The following is a 24955-nucleotide window of genomic DNA, read 5'->3' on the forward strand; positions in this document are numbered from 1 at the left end:
AGTTTTATAAGATCGCAAAGTTAGTTTTTTAGCCGAATTCTTCAAATATGCCTTCGTTAATTTCCGAAATTATATATAAGCGTAAATCCGGACCTGATCGTAGTTTGCGGAAAGGCCGTAGAAACAGCATATTCTGAAAATGTATGATCGTAGTAGAACCTTGCCGTAAGGTTTCTGGTAAAGGCATAATCTGCCTTGAAATTGATAGACCAGATATCCTGACCGGAAATTGTTTGCGCGTTGGCCAGGTCCAGATATCTTATAATGGTCCTGTTCTTTCTATAGGAAACATCAGCCCTGAAGTTCAAATCACTACTTAAAACCCTTCTGGTACCACCCAGAGCTGTGGCGATCTTCAAATCTTTGATCCTGTATCCCAATCCAAGAGTATATTCATTTCCGCTGTATTCCGTTAGCAGATTATTATCAAAACTGAAAGCCAGGGAACGATCTTTTTCCATTTCAGCCAGGATCTGGATATTGCCCTTGGTTTCAAAATCCAGCCTCGCCAAAGGCGTGAATAGTTCGGTCAATACAAGGTTTGAAAACAAGATAGGATTCTTAAAGTCCCCAGCCTGATTTACTTCCTGGGGATTGGCAGGATCGTAATCAAGATTTGTTTGGAACTGGTTCAATGTATAATCAGACCTATACCCATGATTTAAAGAAAACCTCCTGAATTTATCTCGGAACCATTCCAACCTCATCAAACCGGTATATTTCAAATTCCAGTTTGGCAGCGGAAAACTCCTTAAGGCGCCTAATTTCACACTTCCAGCATCCTGACCAGAATACGCAGCCACGAAAGCCGGAAGTAATACTGCCTGGTTCGTTTTACCAATTCCTCTAGGAAAGCCATCTTCATCTACATCTGTTGGATCAAGCCCTCTCTCACGCGCTAGCCTCTGCGCAACTTCAAGTCGGTTATCTCTGAATTGCTGAAAAATATCTGAGCTGGTTTCCGTGGAATTATTGAAAGCTGTTTTAATAAGAATCGTGGAAATATTTAGGTTCCCAAAAGTATAAGGTGTGAGCGACTGATATTCCAGAGTATTCGGATCTACCTTGTAATTTTCTGAATAGTTCTCTGAATAATTTTTTCTACCGGTTAGCTCAATAGTCAAATCCGGTAAAAATCCTAGTCCTGCCTGGTAATCTAATTGTTCATTTTTAAGCGCGGTATACTGCTGGTTGAAATTCTGGAAAAGCGTTAACCAGCCTCTTTCCGCAGCCAGATATCTGATATCATCCTGAAGTCCGAAGGTAAATCCGGCAGTAGGTCTGAAAGTACCCATAAAACCAATGCTCTCAGTGTAACCCGGAAGAAAAATACCACGACTGTTTCGATAATTTACCTGAAAGGTTTTTATACCGGTCACCACGCTAATGAAAGTGTTGTAACCTTTGTTAGACTTGGATTTTGGCTTTGGCGCTGCTTCTTCGGCTTCCTCGCCCGGAGGTCCCAATGTTGGTACTCCCCGACTTCTTTCCTGGATGGTTTTTGCCGCACTCTCATTCTTCTTTTCTACAAGACCGAAATAATTATAAAGATCCTGCATGTTCAAATTTGCGTTGATCTGGTGCGTGTTGGAGTTCTGAACGCTATTACCAATATCTGGCACCCCTTCTAGTTGCTGGAATACCCTGGAACCTCTTTGCCATTGGAAATCTCCGGTATACGAATAGGTAGCATTTACAAATCGCAGTACAGGGATCTTATCAAATGGCAGCTGGTAATTTACCTGGAGGCTTTGATAATGCAGGTTTGGCTCTCCAATATTGAAGAAATCGTCCCAAAGACCTATACTGTTATCTGCAAAACCTTCCTCGTCTATATAGTTCCTGATAATACGGTTATTACTGGCGTTAAACGAGAAATTCAAAGATCTGGTTAGATTGTAATTTACTCCATACTGCCAGTCAAATAAATAATTTCTCTGATAAAGGGTCGGGATTTGAATATCATCTGCGCCCAATTCCAGCGATCTGAATCTTTGCTCATTATACTGCCTAAAAATATTGGAACTCGCATTAATATTTGTTGGCAGATAATTGATATTGAAATCTCTGAAAATAGCAAAATAATCACTGCTATCCAGAACAGCGATATTCTTTAAAGGCTCGATTGTTTTTTCTGGGAAGTTGTATTCATAGGTCCCTCCAACACGCACACTCTTATCTACACTCTCTTCAACTTCAAAATCACGATGATTCACCTGATTGTAAGAGGTTGAAAAGGCAAAGTTCTCTACATCATAAGGCATTGGTGTTTTTTCACCAACCCTTTCCTTTCTTAACCCGATCACATTAACACTTTCTCGTTTAGTGTAAGACTGAGATTGCTTTTCAACCCGATCTCTTTCTTCTGGATCCTGGATATTTGCCAGCCTGGTATCCAGTTCCACATCCAAAAATTCCTGATCATATTTTGGCGTGATTAGCTCCTCTCCTCTGCTGTAATTCACCGGAACTTTAATTCCCCATTTCTTCGGAAGCAATTGTCCCATATTCACGTTGGTCACAAAATCGTATTGTTGCAGGTCTTCCCTGCTACGCTGATTTGGTCCTTGTTCAAGACTTCCAAAACCAACTGTACTTCTTCTTCCGGTAGCTGAAACATTCGCGAAATCTGCCAGATTACTGTCCATGCTAACAACTCCGGCCCAACCGCCTTCATTCTTTAAGTCTGATAGCCTTAGCTCATTGAACCAAACTTCACCACAAAGATCGGTCACGCCCTCTTTGTTGGTCCCGTTCTTCACCCCTACCATTAATAATCTAATATTTCCAAAACTAGGATTACCCTTTACTCCCAGTCTTAGCTGTCCCATATCATAAGCCGCTTCAGCATCTACCGAAAGCAATTCTTCGGTAAAGAAATTAAGATCTGTAGAAGTTAAGGATGGATCACCCAAAACTGCAGTTTTTATCTGCTGAAGAAGATCAAGTTCCAGGTTTAGCCTGTTTATTTCTGGCCAGATCTCTTCTGGAGTTGATGCCCCAAAAAGCGTTGGCGAAAGCGGAATTTCGATCTGGTAGAAGTTATCTGTAAAATCGGTTCCCATTCTAACAAACGCAACTAGCTGACCATCTTTTAAAGGCGCTCTGTTCACCAGAGATTCAGCATGCAGAAACATTTCCAAATTCTTATACTGACGCATATCGATCTGGAAATTCTTATAAACGGCTCTGGCATCCTGCGGCTGAAGATCACAAGTCCTCAAAGAAAGGGACTGCTCATTCTGTCTGATATTGGAATTGCTCTGGTATAATTCTTCTCTCTGAACTCCGGGTGGCAACACATAAGGAATAGGCAGCCTGTTTTCGTTCTCTTCGATATTAACTGCGTTCACCTCGAAAAGCGTATTTGGGTTTTCAATCTGGCTTTGGTCTTCAAACAGACTTTGATTATAACGCCTGTAATCGCCTCTAACCAGGTCCATAGTCCCAAATCTCAAAATCGTTTCCTGCTGGAAATCTGAAAGGAACATTCTAATAAACCGGATAGATCTAAAATCTGCAATTCCTCCCACCGCTTCAGTTGGTTCAAAAATGGGGATCTTGAATTGTAACCATCTAACTGGTAATTCCTGTCCATTTCTCAGTGTAACATCCAGCTCCTTAACATCGGTGATATACTGGTTGTTATCGATATTCATTCCCTGGAAAAATGGGATCTCATATTCAAAATAACTATTGATGGTATTCATCGTGTTGTCACGATTTATATCTTCAGTAGTTGGTAAAGTGGTATTCCCACGATCGGTATCGGTTACCTGTGTTGGCGAGTTTCCTTCAGTCCCGTTGTAATTTCTATATCGCTGGAGGATACTTCCTTCAGTATTCAGAAAATATTCATAATTATCTGCAGATGGATCGGGAAGTCCGGCAAAATCAGGAAACTTTAATCCCTCTGCAGCATCCAGTATCCCGTCATAACCTGCATCCTGAAGAGTTCTGGCATCACCTTCCGTATCAAACGCATATACCAGAGAATTATCAGCCGGGACTTCTCCAAAATTTGTGGTGATGGTATTCGCGTCGCCCTCTCCTTCGGGCAAACCATTCTCATATTGCTTTCTTCCATCTTTCAGAACATCTTCCGAAATATTTCCTAAGTTAAAATTGATCGTTCCGCGTGAATTTCCTGAATTCTCAGAATAGATATATGGGTCCATTACCCAGAACTGAATATATTCCACATTAGACTGTTCAAAATTTGTGGTGTTGATGGCACGCATGATCCCACCGAAGTTTCCTCCTGGATTTGGAAGATTATTAGTGCCTGAGGCAGCAGGATTATAGTTATAAGGGCCACGTTCAGTAGGATCGTAGGCAAGGTCCATAGTGTAAACCACCTGTGGCTGCCCCTGAACTACATCGGTATTCGGGAAGATCTCACTTAAAGCAACTCTTCTAGCAGCATAAGTTGAAATATCTGAATCACTGATCCCGTCAGGTCTTCGGTTACTGTAAAAAATCGGGTCTATGGTATACCAGGCCAATTTCCCTCTTTTATAACCTACGGAAAGATCACCGTTGGCCAATTCTCCGCCAAAACCAATGGGCACACTGGAAAGCTCCCAGCTTAACGGGTTATTGATATCTATGGAAGTCTGTGCCGCTTCAAAATCGTCAATATAAGTTGTCGCTTTTCCGTCAAAATCGTTGGATGCCGGTGATCCCGGAAGAAGATATGCAAATTCACCCCTAACCGAAACATTCGATTTTACATCGGTATCAATATTTGGAAGTTTGTTCACCAGCCTGGTAAGAAAAGGAACTTCTGTGCTATAATTAAGATTTAGCCCTAGAATGGTATTATTGATCGGCTCGTAGCTATAGTTTGCTTTCTGAGTAAGCGGACGCTCTTTCAGGTTTATAAAAGTACCTCCAATCAAAAAGTTCTCGTTGAACTGATGTTCCACATTCAAACCTGTGAATCGCTTGGTTTGCTGACCGAATAGTGCGTTGTTTTCAGTATTTACCTGGATCGGGATATCAGAAGCGAGAAGAGCTTCATCAAGGATCTGAACCCTTCCGAGCTCATAATTCACCACATAATCCACTCCTTCCTGAAGGATTCTTCCTCCGGCAGTTACCGTAACCGATCCCGGCGGAAGATTGAAACCAATCGGAATTCCTTCTACCTCGGCAGACTTATATCTACCCTTTAACTGAAATTTATTTTTATCGGCCTCTTCCTGTTCTGCCTGTGTTTTAGTAGTTCGGTACATTGCCCGGAAAACGTATCGCTGCTGATTCTCGTTCCAGGTTTCGGGTAAAGTGTAATCTTCAGTTCCACTATTCGGAGTTTCATCCAGCTTTCGGAATAAATGACTACCAAAAGGTTCAACAGTGGTAAATATTATATTTCCATTCTGAGGATCTATCGTGATCTGAGGTACATAATCGAAAAAACCATCTCCTCCATTTATTGGATCATTATTACTATTTAATCGATCCAGTCTGAAAACACGCAATAATGGAGTTTGAGTTACATCTTCAGGCAAAGTGGTTCCTTCTACAGGCTTGATATAGTTTAGAGGCTGAGGATCTGTATAAAGAATATTCATCCTGAAATCCTGGCGCTCCAATTGATAGGCTCCGAGACTATAAATATTCTTCATCATTAAATCCCAGATAGGCTCGTTCACATTGGTAATCGTGCTTTTAAGCATTTTCACCACAAGATTCTGACTCGCTCTAGGATTCGTACCGGTATCAGGTTGCTGGCCGGTATCTTCATTGGTAGCATTCACCCCATCATTGGCAAATTCCCCAACCTGGTAAACCTGTCCGTTGATAGTATATTGAAAAGCCACACCCAAAACTTCATCATTGCTCAGCCGTTGATTCAGGGAAATATATCCCAATTGAGTGTTTACCGTATACTCGTTTGGCTTTAATTGCCTTGCATTTTCCAGTTTTGCATAATCTGTTCCTTCAGAAACCGTAATGGGACCAAAACCCTGATCTACGGTAGAAATATCTCTTATGGCAGGTGTAAGCACAGATTCTCCTGCACCAGTAATTCCGAAGGGATTCAAATCATTTACCCGGTTATCTGGAAATGCACCTGGCGGCTGATTAAAAAATCCTCCCGGCGGGTTATCCAGACCTACATTTCCAGGAACGTTGGTTTCCCCAAGATCCTGAATGGCCACAATATTCCTGGTATCCTGAATGTTCTGGATATTATTTGTACGGTTGGTCACCCAAACCTGAATTCTTTTGATCTGAATATTGGTGTTGATAAACGGGTAATTCTTCAGGGCGTCATCATAAGTATCACGGAAGTAATGTGCTAAAAAGAAATGCCTGTCCTGATCGTAATCCAGCGCGAATTTCTCAAAGTCTTCAACGGTGGCACCGCCTTCAACATTTACAGTTCTTCTTTCCGATTTCTGTTCAGAAAATACACCCGTGATCCTCGTTTTCCCGAATTGTAATTCAGTTTTGAAACCAAATAGACTTTGAGCTCCTTGAATTAAGGCATTATTCAAAGGCATGTTTACGTTACCAACCTCTATTTTCTGAATAATATCATCTTCGTTGGGAGTATACTCTAGCTTCAGCTGATTCTGAAAATCAAAAGTAGATTCAGTATCATAATTAGCAGTAACCTGAAGTCTCTCGCCAATCTGTCCCAACATGCTGAGACTTATTCTCTGGTCAAAATCAAAGGAAAGATTTCGCTGGTTTCTGGGTGAAAATGCCGGATTATCCTGCTTAGTGTAAAGCAACCCAAGATCGAGTTCCACCGAACCCTGGGGGACAATATTTATTTCAGAGCCACCAAAAATGGTTTCGAAAAAATTATTATTTACATAGAAGTCTGGTAACAGGTCACGCTGAATATCTTCTGCACCTTCTTTTCTTCCGGAAAGGGCATCATTTTTGAGCTTGAAATATTTACGCATTTCCTCCTGAAGCACCAGGTCTTCATATTCCTGCGGAGTTAAAACAAGCGGCAAACCAAGGTTGATCCTTCCTAAACTTTCTTTGTAGAAATAACGGTTAAGGATAGGGTCATATTCATATTTTGCCTCTATACTTTCAGGGTCGGGAAGGCTGATATCACCGAGCACATAGCCGGTGCTAGTGGTATCCTGAGGTGTGTCCTGCGCTACCGCATCTAAAGAAAATGCGAATAATATCAGGAAGGTTAGGCGTACCGGTAAAGACAATTTCGGGTAATTGTTCCTCAATTTACTTACAGCTTTTTTAGTGCCAGTTTTATAATAGATTCTACGGTAGAGTCAGGATCATCTTTAAGTATCTTCTCTACAACTTTACCAGCCTGGCGTCTGTTGTAACCTAAGATCTCTAAAGCAGATAACGCTTCTTCCTTGTTCGTATTGCTTTGAGACACAAAAACTTCATCATCACCAAGAATTTTCAAAACCTTGTCTTTAAGATCCAGAATCACTCTTTGGGCGGTTTTTGCCCCAATCCCCTTCACACTTTGTATTGTTGGTACATCACCGGAAGCGATGGCTTCAGTAATTTCCCTGGGTTGAAGCGATGAAAGCATCATCCTGGCGGTACTTGTTCCTACTCCCGAAACTGAGATCAATAACCTGAATATTTCTCTTTCTGATTTTTCAATAAAACCGTATAAAGTATGAGAATCTTCCTTTACCTGAAGATGTGTATATAAACTCACGGCTTCAGACTCTGGAATTAATGAAAAGGTGTGGAGCGAAATATTTACAGTGTAACCAATCCCGTTGCATTCAATTACAACATATGTAGGATTTTTTTCAATTAATTGCCCTTTTAAATGATGGATCATGAAAAAAACTTATGTTCAATCTCAAATGTAGTAAAATAAACTAAAGGCAGAAATCTACTTTCTGCCTTTTGATTTGAGGGTTTATGTGGATTATTTTTTGAGTCGCTTTTCCTTCTCCTGAGCGTCTACCACTGCCACCGCAGCCATATTCACCATCTCTTCTACACTGGCTCCAAGCTGTAAAATATGTACCGGTTTCTTCATACCCATCATGATTGGCCCAATAGAATCGACATTATTCAACTCTTTTATAAGTTTATAAGTGCTATTTGCCGAGTCCAGGTCCGGATAGATCAAAGTATTTACTTTCTTGCCGGCGAGCTTTGAAAATGGGAATTTACTCTGCAGCATTTCACGATTTAAAGCGAAATCTGTCTGTAATTCTCCATCTACATTTAGTTCTGGATGAAATCTATGTAAATACGAAACTGCATCCTTTACTTTCTTAGCTCTCGGATCTTTGGACGAACCAAAATTCGCGTAAGAGATCATGGCAATTACTGGTTCCATACCAAATAACTGAACAGTACGCGCGGTCATTTGAGCAATCTTGGCCAGATCTTTTGCTGGAGGATCTATATTTATGGAGGTATCACTAATAAAAATAGGGCCTCTGGAAGTGTTCATTACATTGGTCGCAGCAACCCTTGAAACTCCTTTAGCCATTCCTATTAATTCAAGCATCGGTTTTACCACCGTTGGGTAAGCACGGGAATATCCTGAAAGCAATGCATCAGCATCACCTTCATTCACCATCATAGCCGCAAAATAATTACGCTCACGCATTAATTTTTCTGCGTCGTATTTCGTAACTCCATTTCTATGCCTTGTCTCCCAATATTTTTGAGCATAAGCAACCCTATGCTCTTCTTCTTCATCAGATTTTGGATCTATGATCAACACCTCTTCCTCTTCAAAATCTATCTCAGCCATCAATTCCTTGATCACTTCTCTTCGACCAAGTAGAATTGGAACTCCAATTCCTTCATCACGAACAATCTGGGCAGCTTTTAGCACATCCAGGTGATCTGCTTCAGCAAATACAATTCTTTTTGGATTTGTCTTTGCCCGGTTAAGCAGCAAACGGGTAATTTTGTTTTCATTCCCCATTCTTTCCAGCAACTCTTCTTCGTAACGTTGCCAATCCTGAATATCCTGCCTGGCAACTCCACTTTCCATCGCAGCTTTCGCTACAGCAGGTGGCACCTTGGCGATCAGTCTTGGATCAAATGGTTTTGGAATAATATAATCTGCACCGAAATTTAGGCGGGTTTCACCATAGGCGATATTCACCTGTTCCGGCACCGCTTCTTTGGCAAGTTCAGCAAGAGCTTTTACCGCAGCTTTTTTCATTTCCTCGTTGATCTTTGTCGCCCTTACATCAAGCGCTCCACGGAAAATAAAAGGAAACCCAAGTACATTGTTAACCTGATTAGGATGATCACTTCGGCCGGTAGCCATGATAATATCCTTCCTGGTATCCATCGCCAGTTGATAATCTATCTCCGGATTTGGATTAGCCATGGCAAATACGATAGGACGCTTGGCCATGCTTTTCAACATTTCAGGAGAAACGATATCCGCAATTGAAAGTCCAACGAAGACATCAGCGTTTTTCATAGCTTCTTCCAAGGTGTCTATTTTTCGTGCAGTAGCAAATTCAGCTTTTTCCTCGGAAAGATTCGAGCGGTCTTTTCTAATCACACCTTTACTATCCAGCATCACAATATTTTCTGCCTTCGCACCAAATGCTTTGTACAGTTTAGTACATGAAACCGCAGCAGCACCGGCTCCACTGATAACGATCTTTACCTTTTCGATCTTCTTTTTGGCAAGTTCCAGCGCATTCAATAAGGCAGCGGCAGAAATTATAGCCGTTCCATGCTGATCATCGTGCATTACAGGTATATCCAGCTCAGCTTTCAGACGCTGTTCTATTTCAAAAGCTTCAGGAGCTTTGATATCTTCAAGGTTGATACCTCCAAAAGTTGGGGCAATATTCTTAACTGTCTCAATGAATTTATCGACGTCTTTGGTATCGACTTCAATATCAAAAACATCAATATCTGCAAAGATCTTAAAGAGCAGTCCCTTTCCTTCCATCACCGGCTTCGATGCCTCCGGTCCAATATCACCAAGTCCCAGAACTGCGGTCCCATTGGAGATCACGGCAACGAGATTACCTTTGGTAGTATATTTATAAGCGTTCTCTTTATCCTTTTCTATCTCCAGGCAAGGTTCAGCAACTCCCGGAGAATACGCCAGCGAAAGATCTCTCTGGGTAGCGTATTTCTTAGTTGGTACAACTTCAATTTTTCCTGGCTTCGGTTTCGCGTGGTAAACCAGTGCCTCTCTTCTCTTCCTGGAAGTGTTACTCATAATTATCTTTTTTCAGCTGACAAGCAAAGTTAACAAGGTTACCTTCTTAAATAAAATAATAAAGGCAAAAGCTTCCTAGTTAAGGCAAAATTTAAGAATCCTATTTTTTTACCTAAATTCGAGTTCTAAACATACTTCATGAAAAAATTGTTATTACTGGTATTTCTTGCAATACCATTCACCCAGACTTTTGCTCAAAATTTATCCATTCAAAATGTAGACACCGCTCCCAAACTTAAAGCTGAATGTCTAAAAGATGATTCAACTGAATGCTTTGAAAAGTCTATCATGAATTATATCAGGACTAATTTAGATATCACTAAGCTAGTTTATGATGAAGGAGGTGCAGCTTACGCACAATTTGTTGTGACGGAGGAAGGAAAAATTACAGATATTAGAACAAGATCAACCTCCAAACCGCTTGAAAAAGAAGCTAAACGTCTAATCAAGAAACTTAAAATCAAGGAACCAGCGGTAAAGAATGGTGAAAATGTTTCAATTATATATACTGTACCTGTAACATTCCAAAAAAGACAGTTTAATGATTATGATGAATTTCTGGCTAATGAAACTGCAGGGAAAGAATTTATAGAGCTAACCGATGTATACAAAGCTCCCAGAGTTTCAGGATGCGAATCAGACAAAGTCTGTTTAAAAGAAATGATTCAAAATAAGATTTTAAAGAAACTAAAGGATGAAAAATTCAATAGTAGCGAAATAAGACTATTAAATCTCAGCTTTGTAATTAATAAAGATTCTGAAATAACCAATATTATGGCAATGGTTCCGAATGCTAAAATGCAGAAATTAACAAAATCGGTTTTAGAAACTATTAAAATTGAAAGCCCAGGTTTAGATGAAAATGGAAATGCTGTAGATGTACTACTGAAATACAAATTCAGTAATATTTAATCATTTTTCAAAAAGCTGATATTTCTTTTTAAACCTTCGAATTTTGTCCTTTTCACTGCAGATTTTCTGAAAATTTCATTGAAGGTTTCCCTGGTGATCTCTTCCCAATCCTTTTTATCATTTTCGATAAGATCGGGATGCGGATTAAATAAAGGCTCGTTATGCGGTTTTGAAAAACGATTCCAGGGACATACATCCTGGCAAACATCGCAACCAAACATCCAGTCGTCAAACTGGTTTTTATAAGAATTTGGCAGCTCATCTTTCAGCTCAATCGTGAAGTAAGAAATGCATTTGCTTCCGTCAACTTTATAAGGTTCTACGATGGCATTCGTAGGACAGGCATCAATACAGGCGGTGCAGCTTCCGCAGTGATCGGTTACGGGAGTGTCATATTCAAGATCCAGATCAACTATAAGCTCTGCAATAAAATAAAATGAACCGGTCTTTTTTGATAGAAGGTTCGAATGTTTTCCTATCCAGCCGAGTCCGCTTTTCGCTGCCCAGGCTTTATCTAAAACCGGTGCCGAATCTACAAAAGCGCGACCATGAAATTCACCAATTTGTTCCTGCAAAGAAGAAAGCATTTGCTTAAGCTTGTCTTTAATTACAAAATGATAATCTCTGCCATAGGCATATTTACTGATCTTGTAAGACTCATCATTTTGAAAATCTGAAGGATAATAATTGAGCAATAAAGAAATAACACTTTTAGAGCCGGGAACAAGTTTTGTTGGATCGAGACGCTTATCGAAATAGTTTTCCATATAACACATTTCGCCATGCATATTTTGATTCAGCCAGCTTTCCAGTCGCGGAGCTTCTTCTTCCAGAAATTCAGCTTTACTGATTCCACAAGAAAGAAAGCCGAGGCGCTTGGCTTCGGCTTTGATTAAACTGGAATATTTTTGAGCTGATGTATTCAAAATTGAACTTTGATCAGCTAATTTAAAATTAATATTGGAGATTATTGCAGTATAGGATTATATGGCGCAAAAACTCCATCCGGGTTTTCCAGACCTACCCATGCATGTAAGGTCCATCCACCAGCGGTACAGTTTAAATGCCAGTGATCCTGGTCCCCCAAAAATCCATCGGTTGGCGGTGTATGATCTCCTTCCGGACCGCAATCTTCTACAGGAATTAAATATTCTGCAGCAACAAATTGCATCACACCGTTTTCATCTGGATGATATACCAGGATCTCTGGTTTTAAAATTTCGAAATTCATATCTACATACTCAAATTTCGCGTAATGTATTCCCATCCCTTCTATCAGTGGACTTACTGCTACATAGCCCTGATCTACAGCCACATCAAAATTATGGAATCTGCGCATCGCTTTGGTTAGCATTTCTAACTGAGCTTCCGGAGTCGTGGCTTTTTCCAGTTTAAAATCATAAACTTCAATCGAATCAATTCCTGAATCTGTATCTGTGCTGCAGGAAAAGAATAACCCGGCGGAAAGGATTAATAATAACTGAACCTTTCGGAAAAGAAAATTTGTATTCATACTATTTAGAATTGGTTAATAAAATATCGTTATCAGCCTAGCTGAATTTTCATATCATAATCAGGCGCTTTCTCAAGAACCTCCTGAATAATTTCGGGAGCGACAGATTTTTGCATCGCATCTGGCTGATCTTCATCCACTCCGTATTGCTGAAAAAATTCGGCAAAACCTTTTGGGCTATGCACGTTTATCCATTTGCATATTTTCTCTCCTGAATTTTTAAAGGTGTGCAGCGTTCCCTGCGGAATATCGATTGATTCTCCAACTTTCACCTTCTTCAGTTCTCCGTTAATTATAAAGTCCATTTCACCTTCAACAATCAGGAAGGTTTCATGATATTTCTCATGATAATGCGGAGGTGGACCCGGCACATTTGGTGCCGATTCCCCCATGGCTAAATCGTAATCTGCTGATAATTGATGACACAAAACTTTATGACCTAACACCCACATATTGAATATTTTAATTAAACTTATGAGATAATTGTCTCGTAAATATATTTTTAAATTTTCATATCTCAAAATATTATAAGACTTTTGTCTCATGAAAGAGAAATATTTAAATAGCGGAAGGAAAAACCAAAAGCATAAAACCAGGGACAGGATCCTGGCAAGTGCTCAGAATTTACTGGCAGAAGGAAAAGAATTTACCCTGGAAGACGTCGCCAAAGAGACCGGAATTTCCAGGGCGACGATTTACAGGTATTTTTCCAATATTGATCTGTTAGCTTCAGAAGCAGGTTTGGATCTAAATACCAAAGATTCCGAAGAAATTCTGGAAGACGTGAAAACACTTAATACCAAAAAGGCGATCCTGGAAATTCAGAATTATTGTAATGACCTGGCCATTGAGAACGAACCGGGTTTCAGGAAATACCTGAGCGCAACTCTAAATGTACCTGATGATAAAAAAACCCGGGGCGCACGTCGAAAATCGACACTCGCCATGCTTTTTAAAGAAAAAGGAATTCGTTTGCCAAAAGATGAGATAGAGAAGATTTCGAATATCGCCACAGTGCTTATGGGAATCGAGGCACTTATCGTCACCAAAGATGTTTGCCGACTCAATAATAAATCCTCCAAAGATCTTCTGAACTGGGGACTAGAACATATTTTAAATTCTGTATTGAACGAAAACGAATAAATTTATCGCCTTATGAATTTCAAAATGGCGTTCTTCGGCTTTAAAGTAATCAAAGGCTTGATGTCAATCTCTTCGTAAACCGGTTCAAATTTAAACCTGGACACCAGGTCTGAAACGGCAATGATCATTTCAAACATCGCAAAATTATTTCCTATACATTTTCTAGGACCTGCTCCAAAAGGAAAGTATTGAGAAGAATACTTTCTGCCTCCGTCCTCAAAACGTTCAGGTAGAAAATCATCGGGATTCTCCCACAGATCAGGATGACGGTGAATTTCATGAACCGAAAAAAGCAAATTCTCTCCTGGCTCTAAGATCATCCCGTTAAATTCATCTTTCTCCACATTTACGCGGTCAATAAAATAAGCCGGAGGATATAATCTCATTCCCTCTTCTATCACCTGCTGTGAGACTTTTGAATTCATCACAAATTCCATGAGATCTTCAGAAGTATTATCAAGACTATTTCTTTCCTGCAATATTTTTTCCTGCCACTTGGGATTATGCGCCAGCAGTTGTGCAATAAAAGTTAATGCATTGGAAGTAGTTTCATGCCCGGCAGTAAAAAGAATCAGGATCTCATCGATCAACTGCTCCTCATCCATGGAATTACCATCTTCATAACGAGCGTCCAAAAGCATATCCAGAAGATCGTCATAACGCTCACCAGAATCACGGCGCTCTTTCACCATTCTTTTCAGTATCTCCCTAGCCTCTGCAGTTAACTTCAAATATGAATCAATTTTGCCACTTGCCCTGAACCACCAGCCTAAATATGGCTGTCTAAGTTCCTTTACCAGCATTTTCTGAGCAGACTCGGTAATGTATTGAAGCCTGTTAATTTCAGTTTGATTGGCAGCGCTGCTGAAAAGTGATTTTACCACGGTTTGAAAAGCGAGGTCATTGAAAATTGGAAAAATATCGATTTCCTTTCCCGTATCAATTTTATCATATTCGGCATTGATCGCCTCTTTGATGGAATCGAGCAGATTAGCAAGGTGCTTTTTGTGGAATGCAGGCTGAATTAGTTTACGCTGCTTTTTCCAGTGATCACCATCTGAAGTAAGCAAACCTTTGCCCACATATTTCGCAAGGTCTTTGGTCTGAATTTCAGATTTGATAAAATTTCGCTGGTTCTTCTGAAGTACATATTCCAGGAAACCTGCATCGCGGGTAAAGATGACCGATTTATTGAAACCAATGTTCAGCCGGAATATATCTCCTTTATCAGTAAAATTCTTATGATGAAACGGCAGCGGATTTTTAAGAATATTAGCTGAATGTTTAAGAAACCGAAGCAAAGAAACTTCAGGTATTTTACCGTTTTCAGCCATAGATCATTGATTAAAAAGTCCGCCCTGGGTACTTCCTTTTATTCGTCCCAGGTGTTTATATGCATGTTCAGTTACTTCCCTTCCACGCGGAGTTCTATAAATAAAACCCTGCTGAATTAGAAAAGGCTCGTAAACTTCTTCGATGGTTTCCGCGCTTTCGCTTACTGCAGTCGCCAGCGTGGTGATCCCAACAGGACCTCCTTTGAATTTATCGATTATGGTCGCCAGAATCTTATTATCCATTTCGTCAAGTCCGTGTGCATCCACATTTAATGCTTTCAATCCAAATTTAGCAATTTCGATATCGATCTTTCCATTTCCCTTGATCTGCGCAAAATCACGAACCCTGCGTAGCAAGGCATTGGCAATTCTTGGAGTTCCACGACTTCTTCCTGCAATTTCTATAGCCGCTTCCTGGGTGATCGGAACTCTTAAAATATCTGAACTTCTTTCAACAATTCCGGAAAGCAATTCCGTAGTATAATATTGCAATCGGCTGGAAATTCCAAATCTCGCCCGCATGGGAGCGGTAAGAAGTCCGCTTCTGGTTGTAGCTCCAATCAGGGTAAAAGGATTCAAATTGATCTGAACCGTTCTGGCATTTGGCCCGGTTTCGATCATGATATCAATACGATAATCTTCCATCGCTGAATACAGATATTCCTCTACAATCGGACTCAATCTATGGATCTCATCAATAAAAAGAATATCTCTTTCTTCCAGATTGGTAAGCAAGCCGGCAAGATCTCCCGGTTTGTCCAATACAGGACCCGAGGTGATCTTTATTCCAACATTCAACTCATTGGCCAGTATATGTGCTAAAGTAGTCTTACCTAATCCAGGAGGACCATGAAATAGAGTGTGATCTAAGGCCTCTTCACGCAAATTAGCTGCCTGAACAAAAACCTGAAGATTTTCCAGCACCTGCTCCTGGCCGGCAAAGTCATTAAAACTAAGGGGCCTGAGCGCTCTTTCAATATCAAATTCTTCCGGAGAGAAATTGTCTCCGCTCGCATCGAGATTTTCGTTCATAGTAATTTAATTATTCTGAATATAATCTTCAGTCTGACTTATCCAGTCTGAGTCTGGTTTTAAAATGACATCCGGTTGTACGCCTACCGATTCATATTGCAGGTATTTTTTATCCTTTTTAATCGTAAAAAATCCGGTTAACAGTTCACAGGGAAATTCATAGGTTTCTCCAAGTTCGTAAGCAATAGTTCCACTGGTTGGGCGACCAAGAATAATAGTATTATCAAAATCTCTGAGCCTTAGTGCAAACTGCTCAGCATTACTCGTGGTTACACCATTTACGAGAACATAAATATTGGATTTTTTATAATTCTTTCTAAGATATTTAAATAGAATATCTGAATTTCGATCTCCTCCTCCACCATTATTTCGAAGATCAATGATGATTTTTGAAGTCACTTTTTCATCTTCAAGGGATTTATAAAATTCTTCAGCTTCAGAAAGGACAGGATTGAAACCGGAAAAACTTCCAATTCGAAGATAAGTTATATCTCCAGACCTGCGGATGCTATAATTCTCTTCGTCCAAATTATTTTCATAATCCACCGTTTCAGGATTTTTCCGCAAATTAAGTTTGGAGATATATCCATCGAAAATTTCCAACGGAAAGGTATACAGTGTTTTATCTGTTGGAAAGCCAATAGAAGCCAGATATTTATTCTTAGCGTATGGAAGCATTTTGCCCAAAATTTCACCGGCTTTCCAAACCTTTCCGGAATTAAGATTCAGCACCAAATAAGCATCCTCCTCTTTTACCAATGCAATTTCAAAATCATCTCGCGAGTAAATTCCTTCCGGAGAATCTTTTGGTTTAAGGCGGAGATCATTTTTTAAAGTTTTTATATCTCCCTTATAAATCGGAAACTCATTGTATAAAGTATCGCCATTTTTAACCGTAAATAAGGGGTCAGAGTAAATTCTATTATGTCTATCATTAAGACTAACCAGCAATTTGCTTAATTTCTGAAAACATTCGAAAACTGATTCACTTACCTCGCTTTTCTCCAGGATCTGTTGATAGGTCTTCTCAAAGTTGGAGGCATTATTTCCGACTTTGTATGCGGGAAGATCTCTTGCAGTTTCAGCCAAAAATTGAATATTTTCCCGGCAATTACATGTTTCCTGCGCATTAGATAATGTGACTATGGATATAAATAAAATAGAAAATAGTGATTTCATAGGCCGTAAAAAGGTATCGAAAATATACGATAATGGAAACATTAGAAAACAAAAAAGCCTCTTCGAAAAGAGGCTTTTTAATTTATATGAATTTCGACTAGTGATTCAATTCTTCTTCGCCATCCTGTAATGGAGTGATCTGCGAAACGAAGTCCTGACCTTTAATCACATATTCTCCGTCCTCACGAGTCTTAGAGTAATCGTAAGCCCAACGATAAACTGAAGGAATCTTTCCTGGCCAGTTTCCGTGGATGTGCTCTACCGGAGTAGTCCATTCCAGAGTATTCGATTTCCAAGGATTCTGAACTGCTTTCTTTCCGAAGAAAATAGAGTTAAAGAAATTATAGATAAATACAATTTGCACCAAGGCAGTGATGATAGCAGCTACTGTAATAATAGTATTTACATCAGCATAATCATCAAAATATGGAAATTCAGTATTTGTATAATAACGTCTTGGAAGACCAGCAATACCGATAAAGTGCATTGGGAAGAAAACTCCGTATGCTCCTACCGCTGTTACCCAGAAGTGAATATAACCAAGGTTCTTATTCATCATTCTACCGAACATTTTCGGGAACCAGTGATATACACCGGCAAATAGTCCGTAAAGTGCAGAGATACCCATTACCAGGTGGAAGTGAGCCACTACAAAGTAAGTATCATGAACGTTGATATCCAGCGTTGAATCTCCAAGGATGATACCAGTTAGACCACCAGTTATGAAAGTAGATACAAGACCGATAGAGAAAAGCATACCAGGGTTCATCTGTAAATTACCTTTCCATAACGTAGTGATATAGTTAAAAGCTTTTACTGCTGAAGGAATCGCGATTAATAAAGTTGTAAAGGTAAACACAGATCCTAGGAATGGGTTCATTCCTGAGATAAACATGTGGTGACCCCAAACAATAGTTGAAAGGAATGCGATCGCTAATATAGATGCAACCATCGCTCGGTAACCAAAGATAGGTTTACGCGAGTTAGTTGAAATAATTTCTGACGTAATACCAAGTGCAGGTAGAAGTACAATATATACTTCCGGGTGTCCTAAGAACCAGAACAGGTGCTCAAATAAAACCGGAGAACCACCTTGATGGCTTAACACCTCTCCCTGGATGAAAATATCACTTAAGAAGAATGAAGTTCCAAAACTTCTATCCATTATCAAGAGTAATGCAGCAGAAAGTAATACCGGGAATGAAACCACACCGATAATTGCTGTTACAAAGAATGCCCAGATAGTTAAAGGAAGCCTGGTCATTGACATACCTTCAGTTCTCAGGTTGATTACCGTAACGATATAATTAAGTGAACCTAATAATGAAGAAGCAATGAAGATCGCCATAGAAACTAACCATAGAGTCATCCCTGTTCCAGAACCACTTATAGCCTGTGGTAAAGCACTTAATGGAGGATAGATCGTCCAACCTGCCATCGCCGGCCCTGATTCCACAAATAATGAACTTAGCATGATCACACTTGAAAGGAAGAATAACCAGTAAGAAACCATGTTAAGGAATCCCGAAGCCATATCTCGTGCACCAATTTGCAACGGAATAAGTAAGTTTGAGAATGTACCACTCAAACCTGCAGTCAATACGAAGAATACCATTATGGTACCATGTATTGTAACCAGGGCAAGATACATACTTGGAGTCATTACCCCATCTGGAGCCCATTTATCACCAAGTAGCGCTTCGAAGATCCAGAAAGACTGTTCTGGCCATGCAAGCTGAATACGGAACAGGATAGACATCCCGATACCGATGATTCCCATGATAAGTCCGGTAATAAGATATTGCTTGGCAATCATCTTATGATCCTGACTGAAAATGTACTTTGTTATAAAAGTCTCTTTATGATGATGTCCGTGATCGTCGTGGTGATCGTGTGCCGGTGCTGTTGCAATTGCTGACATATCTTTAATTCTTTATCTTAGTTTTGTTCGTTTTCTACTACAGCCACTGCATCACTTTCCTGTGGCTCCTCTGTTTCATTATCCTGCTCTGAAGGTGCTTCCTCTTCGGTTTCAGTTTCTTCTGAAGCATCAGAATTGCTATTCTGATCTTCCATCGTACTACCAAAAGTTGGTTGCTCTTCAAGCCATGCATTAAAATCCTCTTCAGATTCTACTATGATCTTCATTTGCATATTATAGTGAGCCTGCCCACATATCTTATTACAAAGAAGGAAATAGTCAAATTCATAAGAATCTAAAGTAGGCTCTCCACTTGCTAAAAGTTCTTTATTACGTTCGTTTCTCTCTTCATTTACACTCTTCACCTTATCCACCATGTATTCACTTTCTCTCATCTCTTCAGTAGTGATAGTTGGAGTGAAACCAAACTGAGTGATCATTCCCGGCACAACGTTCATCTGCGCTCTAAAGAATGGGAAGTAAGCTGAGTGAAGTACATCCTGTGAACGGAATTTGAAAAGTACCGGTTTTCCAACTGGCAAATGTAATTCTGTTACGATCTTATCATCCTCTCCGTAAGAATCAGATTCATCAACCCCTAACTGGTTTACACCTTCAATGAAACGAACATTCGCTTTTCCTAAAGTATTATCTTCTCCTGAGTATCTGGCTCTCCAGTCAAACTGATATGCATAAAGTTCGATTACCATTGGATCTTCATCTTCGTTGATATTCATAATATCACTCCAAGTAAATAATCCGTAGATAATAAGACCTGCAAGAACAATTACCGGGATAATCGTCCAGATAAATTCTAGTTTGTCGTTATCTGCATAAAATAGGGCCTTCTGAGTTTTTCTACCCTTGTACTTGTAAGCGAAGAAGTGAAGAAGTCCCTGAGTGATCACCTGCACCACCATGATAAGGGCGATAGAGATGAACATAAGAGTATCGTATTCACCACCATGCTCAGAGGCTGACTCCGGCAGGTAGAATCTTCCGTATTCCCAGAAGCAGAAAATGGTAATTACATAAAGGAAAATTACGAAAGCAAGCATCAATATCCCATGCAGCTTGTTATCCTTATCATTTGCAACCTGAGAAGTATCGGCATCGGGTCTCTGAGATAACTGAAAGATCTTCGAGATCTGCCAACCTGTTACGGCCAGAAGTGCTAGTACTATGATTACTAAAAATACGGTCATTTTTTAAGTTCTTCTTTAAACAATCAATCTTAATTAATAATGGTAATGCTTACTCTCCTTGATAAATGGATTTCCTTTTACGAGCAGCGGTGCTTTGGTAAGGGCATTGAAAACCACAAAAGTAAACAAGCCACCAAACAACAATACTGCACTTATTTCAGGAATTCCAATAAACCATGACTCTCCTACTGTTGCAGGCATCACTAAAACATATACGTTAAGGTAATGACCACAAAGAATGATTATTCCGGTCATGATCACGAACCAGTTAACTCTCTTATAGTCACTGTTCATCAAAAGAAGAACAGGGAACAGGAAGTTCGTTACAAGCATTCCGAAGAATGGTAACTGGTAATCTTCCATTCTCTGGATAAAGTATACAACTTCTTCAGGAATATTAGAGTACCAGATCAGCATGAACTGAGAGAACCAAAGGTACGTCCAGAAAATACTGATACCGAACATGAACTTCGCCAGGTCATGAATATGACTGTTGTTCACGAACTCAAGATAATTTCTTGATTTAAGGTAAATAGTTACGATGGCAATAGTTGTGATCGCAGATACAAATAAACTTGCGAAAACGAACCATCCAAATAATGTACTAAACCAGTGTGGATCTAAACTCATGATCCAGTCCCAGGACATCATAGATTCAGTTACTATGAAGAATACTAGGAAACCAGCAGCAAGCTTAAAGTTCTTTTTAAAGTAAACAAGATCTGTAGCGTCATCCATTCTGATAGAGTTCTTTCTCAACAGGTGTCTGAAGAAGATCCAACCTCCAAGGTAGATCGCAGCTCTAATCAGGAAGAAAGGCACATTTAGATATGCTGTTTTCGCCTGAATGATCTCATCATGAGCTACAACTTCAGGATCCATCCACACAAACAAGTGGTTTAAATGAAGTCCTGAAAGCACTAATAAAACAAATACAATAATTCCTCCAGGTAGAAGGTAAGCGGTAATCGCTTCCATTACTCTGAAAAGAACCGGAGACCAACCTGCCTGCGCCGCATATTGAATTGCGTAGAAAGCAAGAGCCCCAAGCGATATCATAAAGAAAAAGAATGCAGCTACATATAAAGCAGCCCATGGCTTATTCTGTAATTGGTGTAAAATATGTTCGTAGTGCTCATCATCATGAGAAGCCTCTTCACCGTGAGCTCCTTCAGCACCATGATCTGCAGTGGCAGTTTCCTCGTGAGAATCGTGAGCTTCAGTTTCCATCCGGGCATTATCCCCTCCAGGAAGCTGTTCTACATTCACCTCATGAGTACTTTCTTCGCCATGTTCACCATGAGAAGCCATCATTTCTTTGACATCCTCTACGGTTTCCGGTGCGGCGATGAATCCATAAATGAGACCTATTGCGCCAACAATCATACAAATGATTGCCGTTAATTTTAATTTACTGGATAGCGTATACATATCGATAGATCTAAATCTTTATTCTTGAGTTTCGGTTTGGTTGTTTGCAGCTTCCTGCCCGTTTTCATTGTCTTGCATAGACTCTTCCTCATCTCCATATGGAGAAACTTTGGCATCTGCTCTGGAAGGAAGAAGTTGAGTTTGCTCTTCTTCATATTCTCTTTCAGGCTTTCCTTCCAACTGATCTTTAAGGCTCATCACATAATGATCTATTTGCCAACGTTCCTTGATGGAAGTTTGAGCAGCATAAGATCCCATGTTATTGATCCCGTAATACATTACGTGATAAACACTACCTTCGGTAATTGCACGCCCGGCATCATCATAAGATGGTATACCAAGAATCTTTTCACGTTCTGCAAGAATTCCTTTACCGTCACCTTTATCACCGTGACAAACCGCACAATAAATAGTGTAAAGCGACTTACCTTCAGCCAGGTTTTCCTGAGTATAAGGAAGTGGATTCTTAAGATTTGCTTTTGCATCTGCAGATCCTTCCGGAGTATTTTCATAATCGTAAGGCATCCAACCACGAGGCACAGTACCTTCTACAGGTAATTTAGCTTCCTGACCGTTCTCGAAAACGTCGTACTCACCGTAAGCTTCGTAACCTACCGGCTCATACATATCAGGCATGTACTGATAGTTTGGATCCTCCTTGTCATGGCAGGAAACAATTGCAAAGCCAAGCAGACAAAATCCTATAGTTTTATGGAACAAACTTCTCATTATCACTATTTATTATTCTATTAATTTAATTTCAGATGCACCAGTTTGATATAAAAAGTCGGTTAGGTCATCTATATTATGATTGGCAGCATCAACTTCCATTAAGAACACATCATCTGTGGTTCTTACATCTGGGTTTTCAGCTTTTTTGAATGGCCATAATTTACTTCTCATGTAAAAGGTGATCACCATAAGGTGAGCTGCAAAGAATACAGTTAATTCGAACATAATTGGCACAAACGCCGGCATGTTCTGGAAGAAACTGAAACTTGGTTTACCTCCAATATCCTGTGGCCAGTCTTCTATCATGATAAAGTTCATCATAGCGATCGCTACAGAAAGTCCAACCAAACCATACATAAATGATGTGATGGCAAGTCTTGTTGGAGCAAGTCCCATTGCCTTATCAAGTCCGTGTACCGGAAATGGGCAATAGATCTCACCAATATGATAGCGTGCTTCACGAATCTGTTTTACGGCTTGTAAAAGCAGATCGTCATCTCTGTAAATAGCGTGTAAAACTTTAGATGCCATCCTTATTATTTATTTTTTAGTTTGTTTGCCTGGGCAACCCATCCTTCTCTATTTTCTTCGATAGGGAAGTTTTCGATCACTTCATCAAGCAATTCAAAATCCTGTTCTTTTAATTTACTTACCTGATCAAAAAGATAGATCCCAACCTGGTGTAAATGCTGCTGTAATAGCGGTCCAACATTTTTCAGTTTAGTAAGATCATCTGCTTCCTGAGTTTTTGGATCATAAGTTCCAATTCTTGAAAGCATTTCATCAATTCGGTCTTTAGTAACTTCAGAAACCACCATTCCGTCTGCATTCACAGTCTCCTCATGTGGATGATCTGCCTCTACTTTCTTGGTGTGTTCAGTATCTTCGATTTTGTGGTGAATTCCCGCCTCTTCATTAGTTTTAGGATTTCTACCTACTGCCTGCGGATCGTAATGTAGTACATCATCTCCGTGCTCAGCTCTTAATTTCTTATACTTTTCTCCAGAAGCCTTCAGTATTGTTTTAACCTCTGCCTGTGCGATCACTGGGAACGAACGAGCGTAAAGAAGGAACAATACAAAGAAGAATCCAATGGTACCGATAAAGATCCCTATATCTACAAATGTTGGAGAGAACATCGTCCATGAAGATGGAAGGTAATCACGGTGAAGCGAGGTCACGATAATTACGAAACGCTCAAACCACATCCCAATATTTACAACGATAGAAATAAAGAAAGAGAACATGATACTGGTACGCAGTTTCTTGAACCACATGAATTGTGGAGAGAATACGTTACAGGTCATCATACTCCAATATGCCCACCAGTAAGGCCCGGTAGCCCTGTTAAGGAATGCATACTGTTCGTATTCAACACCTGAATACCATGCAATCACTAACTCGGTAATATATGCAGTACCCACGATAGAACCTGTAATCATGATTACAATGTTCATCAATTCGATATGCTGAATAGTAATATAGTCTTCTAAATTAGAAACCTTTCTCATGATGATAAGCAAGGTGTTCACCATGGCAAATCCAGAGAAGATCGCACCCGCAACGAAGTAAGGAGGGAAAATGGTAGTATGCCATCCCGGGATTACCGAAGTTGCGAAGTCAAAAGATACAATGGTGTGTACAGAAAGTACCAGTGGTGTTGCAAGACCTGCAAGTACCAAAGATACTTCTTCAAAACGTTGCCAGTCTTTAGCACGTCCACTCCATCCAAAAGATAATATTCCGTAAACTCTTCTTGTAAAAGGCGTAATTGCTCTATCACGGATCATCGCGAAATCTGGCAACAATCCAGTCCACCAGAAAACAAGTGATACTGAAAGATATGTAGAGATCGCAAATACATCCCAAAGAAGTGGTGAGTTAAAGTTCACCCAAAGAGATCCAAACTGGTTAGGTATTGGAAGTACCCAATATGCCAGCCACGGACGCCCCATGTGAATTAATGGGAAAAGACCCGCCTGCATTACAGAGAAAATGGTCATTGCCTCTGCAGACCTGTTAATCGCCATTCTCCATTTTTGACGGAACAGTAAAAGTACCGCGGAAATAAGTGTACCGGCGTGACCAATACCTACCCACCATACAAAGTTGGTAATATCCCAGGCCCAACCTACTGTTTTGTTTAATCCCCAGGTACCAATACCTGTAGAAATAGTGTAAACTATACATCCAACACCCCAAAGAAAGGCAACAAGCGAGATAGCAAAAACTATCCACCAGGTTTTATTAGCCCTTCCTTCCACCGGAGCAGCAACATCCACTGTCACATCGTGATAGCTTTTGTTCCCGGTAACTAGAGGCTTTCGTATAGGTGCTTCGTAATGAGACATATCCTTATCTGATTGATTCTTAGTT

General features: G+C 40.0%; 17 protein-coding genes. 2 read left to right on the forward strand and 15 right to left on the reverse strand.

The window, feature by feature from the left end; genetic code table 11:
• Window positions 1-56 precede the first annotated feature (56 nt).
• From sov to AC2S94_RS02055, 3 genes are all read right to left on the reverse strand, one after another.
• Window positions 57-7211, reverse strand: coding sequence for a T9SS outer membrane translocon Sov/SprA (sov, locus tag AC2S94_RS02045; protein ID WP_484629850.1), 7155 nt, complete (start codon window positions 7209-7211; stop codon window positions 57-59).
• Window positions 7212-7216: 5 nt separating this feature from the next.
• Window positions 7217-7798: a Holliday junction branch migration protein RuvA gene (gene ruvA, locus AC2S94_RS02050; RefSeq protein WP_484629851.1), complete on the reverse strand. Its 582-nt coding sequence runs from the start codon at window positions 7796-7798 to the stop codon at window positions 7217-7219.
• A gap of 90 nt (window positions 7799-7888) precedes the next feature.
• Window positions 7889-10177, reverse strand: a complete 2289-nt coding sequence (locus AC2S94_RS02055) for an NADP-dependent malic enzyme (RefSeq protein WP_484629852.1) — start codon at window positions 10175-10177, stop codon at window positions 7889-7891.
• A 138-nt stretch (window positions 10178-10315) separates the two neighbouring features.
• On the opposite strand from AC2S94_RS02055, the gene AC2S94_RS02060 reads away from it, so the two are divergent.
• Window positions 10316-11089 carry an energy transducer TonB gene (locus tag AC2S94_RS02060; RefSeq protein WP_484629853.1) on the forward strand — a complete coding sequence of 258 codons (774 nt, stop codon included), beginning with the start codon at window positions 10316-10318 and terminating at the stop codon, window positions 11087-11089.
• Here the strand turns inward: AC2S94_RS02060 and queG are convergent.
• Genes queG through AC2S94_RS02075 form a run of 3 tightly spaced genes read right to left on the reverse strand, consistent with a single transcriptional unit; the run spans window position 11086 to window position 13054 of the window.
• Complete coding sequence (queG, locus tag AC2S94_RS02065; protein ID WP_484629854.1) at window positions 11086-12015, reverse strand: tRNA epoxyqueuosine(34) reductase QueG; 930 nt, start codon at window positions 12013-12015, stop codon at window positions 11086-11088. The two genes, AC2S94_RS02060 and queG, sit on opposite strands and share 4 nt — an antisense overlap.
• A 41-nt stretch (window positions 12016-12056) precedes the next feature.
• Window positions 12057-12602 carry a hypothetical protein gene (locus AC2S94_RS02070; protein WP_484629855.1) on the reverse strand — a complete coding sequence of 182 codons (546 nt, stop codon included), beginning with the start codon at window positions 12600-12602 and terminating at the stop codon, window positions 12057-12059.
• A gap of 32 nt (window positions 12603-12634) precedes the next feature.
• On the reverse strand, window positions 12635-13054 hold the full coding sequence (locus AC2S94_RS02075; protein ID WP_484629856.1) for a cupin domain-containing protein: 420 nt from the start codon (window positions 13052-13054) through the stop codon (window positions 12635-12637).
• 91 nt (window positions 13055-13145) lie between these two features.
• On the opposite strand from AC2S94_RS02075, the gene AC2S94_RS02080 reads away from it, so the two are divergent.
• Window positions 13146-13745 carry a TetR/AcrR family transcriptional regulator gene (locus tag AC2S94_RS02080; protein WP_484629857.1) on the forward strand — a complete coding sequence of 200 codons (600 nt, stop codon included), beginning with the start codon at window positions 13146-13148 and terminating at the stop codon, window positions 13743-13745.
• A 2-nt stretch (window positions 13746-13747) separates the two neighbouring features.
• Here the strand turns inward: AC2S94_RS02080 and AC2S94_RS02085 are convergent, their stop codons facing one another.
• From AC2S94_RS02085 to nrfD, 9 genes are all read right to left on the reverse strand, one after another.
• Complete coding sequence (locus AC2S94_RS02085; RefSeq protein WP_484629858.1) at window positions 13748-15079, reverse strand: cytochrome P450; 1332 nt, start codon at window positions 15077-15079, stop codon at window positions 13748-13750.
• Window positions 15080-15082: 3 nt separating this feature from the next.
• On the reverse strand, window positions 15083-16111 hold the full coding sequence (ruvB, locus tag AC2S94_RS02090) for a Holliday junction branch migration DNA helicase RuvB (protein ID WP_484629859.1): 1029 nt from the start codon (window positions 16109-16111) through the stop codon (window positions 15083-15085).
• A gap of 6 nt (window positions 16112-16117) precedes the next feature.
• The gene (locus tag AC2S94_RS02095; protein ID WP_484629860.1) at window positions 16118-17290 is read right to left on the reverse strand and encodes a S41 family peptidase; all 1173 of its coding nucleotides are present in this window, start codon (window positions 17288-17290) and stop codon (window positions 16118-16120) included.
• Between the two features lie 97 nt (window positions 17291-17387).
• Window positions 17388-19211: a cytochrome c oxidase subunit I gene (locus AC2S94_RS02100; RefSeq protein WP_484629861.1), complete on the reverse strand. Its 1824-nt coding sequence runs from the start codon at window positions 19209-19211 to the stop codon at window positions 17388-17390.
• A gap of 17 nt (window positions 19212-19228) precedes the next feature.
• Window positions 19229-20416, reverse strand: a complete 1188-nt coding sequence (locus AC2S94_RS02105) for a cytochrome c oxidase subunit II (RefSeq protein WP_484629862.1) — start codon at window positions 20414-20416, stop codon at window positions 19229-19231.
• 33 nt (window positions 20417-20449) lie between these two features.
• Window positions 20450-21847 carry a quinol:cytochrome C oxidoreductase gene (locus AC2S94_RS02110; protein ID WP_484629863.1) on the reverse strand — a complete coding sequence of 466 codons (1398 nt, stop codon included), beginning with the start codon at window positions 21845-21847 and terminating at the stop codon, window positions 20450-20452.
• An 18-nt stretch (window positions 21848-21865) separates the two neighbouring features.
• Window positions 21866-22576: a c-type cytochrome gene (locus tag AC2S94_RS02115; protein ID WP_484629864.1), complete on the reverse strand. Its 711-nt coding sequence runs from the start codon at window positions 22574-22576 to the stop codon at window positions 21866-21868.
• Window positions 22577-22588: 12 nt separating this feature from the next.
• Window positions 22589-23110 carry a DUF3341 domain-containing protein gene (locus tag AC2S94_RS02120; protein ID WP_484629865.1) on the reverse strand — a complete coding sequence of 174 codons (522 nt, stop codon included), beginning with the start codon at window positions 23108-23110 and terminating at the stop codon, window positions 22589-22591.
• 5 nt (window positions 23111-23115) lie between these two features.
• A complete protein-coding gene (gene nrfD / locus AC2S94_RS02125; RefSeq protein WP_484629866.1) occupies window positions 23116-24930 on the reverse strand; it encodes an NrfD/PsrC family molybdoenzyme membrane anchor subunit in 1815 nt (604 codons plus the stop codon).
• Between the last annotated feature and the right edge of the window lie 25 nt (window positions 24931-24955).

The sequence above is a fragment of the Christiangramia pacifica genome (assembly GCF_057221535.1).

Excerpts from the sequence above, each read along its gene's own strand:
- ruvA (WP_484629851.1), bottom strand. The coding sequence starts at position 7,798 with ATGATCCATCATTTAAAAGGGCAATTAATTGAAAAAAATCCTACATAT.
- AC2S94_RS02055 (WP_484629852.1), bottom strand. The coding sequence starts at position 10,177 with ATGAGTAACACTTCCAGGAAGAGAAGAGAGGCACTGGTTTACCACGCG.
- AC2S94_RS02060 (WP_484629853.1), top strand. The coding sequence starts at position 10,316 with ATGAAAAAATTGTTATTACTGGTATTTCTTGCAATACCATTCACCCAG.
- AC2S94_RS02070 (WP_484629855.1), bottom strand. The coding sequence starts at position 12,602 with ATGAATACAAATTTTCTTTTCCGAAAGGTTCAGTTATTATTAATCCTT.
- AC2S94_RS02075 (WP_484629856.1), bottom strand. The coding sequence starts at position 13,054 with ATGTGGGTGTTAGGTCATAAAGTTTTGTGTCATCAATTATCAGCAGAT.
- AC2S94_RS02080 (WP_484629857.1), top strand. The coding sequence starts at position 13,146 with ATGAAAGAGAAATATTTAAATAGCGGAAGGAAAAACCAAAAGCATAAA.
- AC2S94_RS02085 (WP_484629858.1), bottom strand. The coding sequence starts at position 15,079 with ATGGCTGAAAACGGTAAAATACCTGAAGTTTCTTTGCTTCGGTTTCTT.
- ruvB (WP_484629859.1), bottom strand. The coding sequence starts at position 16,111 with ATGAACGAAAATCTCGATGCGAGCGGAGACAATTTCTCTCCGGAAGAA.
- AC2S94_RS02095 (WP_484629860.1), bottom strand. The coding sequence starts at position 17,290 with ATGAAATCACTATTTTCTATTTTATTTATATCCATAGTCACATTATCT.
- AC2S94_RS02100 (WP_484629861.1), bottom strand. The coding sequence starts at position 19,211 with ATGTCAGCAATTGCAACAGCACCGGCACACGATCACCACGACGATCAC.
- AC2S94_RS02105 (WP_484629862.1), bottom strand. The coding sequence starts at position 20,416 with ATGACCGTATTTTTAGTAATCATAGTACTAGCACTTCTGGCCGTAACA.
- AC2S94_RS02110 (WP_484629863.1), bottom strand. The coding sequence starts at position 21,847 with ATGTATACGCTATCCAGTAAATTAAAATTAACGGCAATCATTTGTATG.
- AC2S94_RS02115 (WP_484629864.1), bottom strand. The coding sequence starts at position 22,576 with ATGAGAAGTTTGTTCCATAAAACTATAGGATTTTGTCTGCTTGGCTTT.
- AC2S94_RS02120 (WP_484629865.1), bottom strand. The coding sequence starts at position 23,110 with ATGGCATCTAAAGTTTTACACGCTATTTACAGAGATGACGATCTGCTT.
- nrfD (WP_484629866.1), bottom strand. The coding sequence starts at position 24,930 with ATGTCTCATTACGAAGCACCTATACGAAAGCCTCTAGTTACCGGGAAC.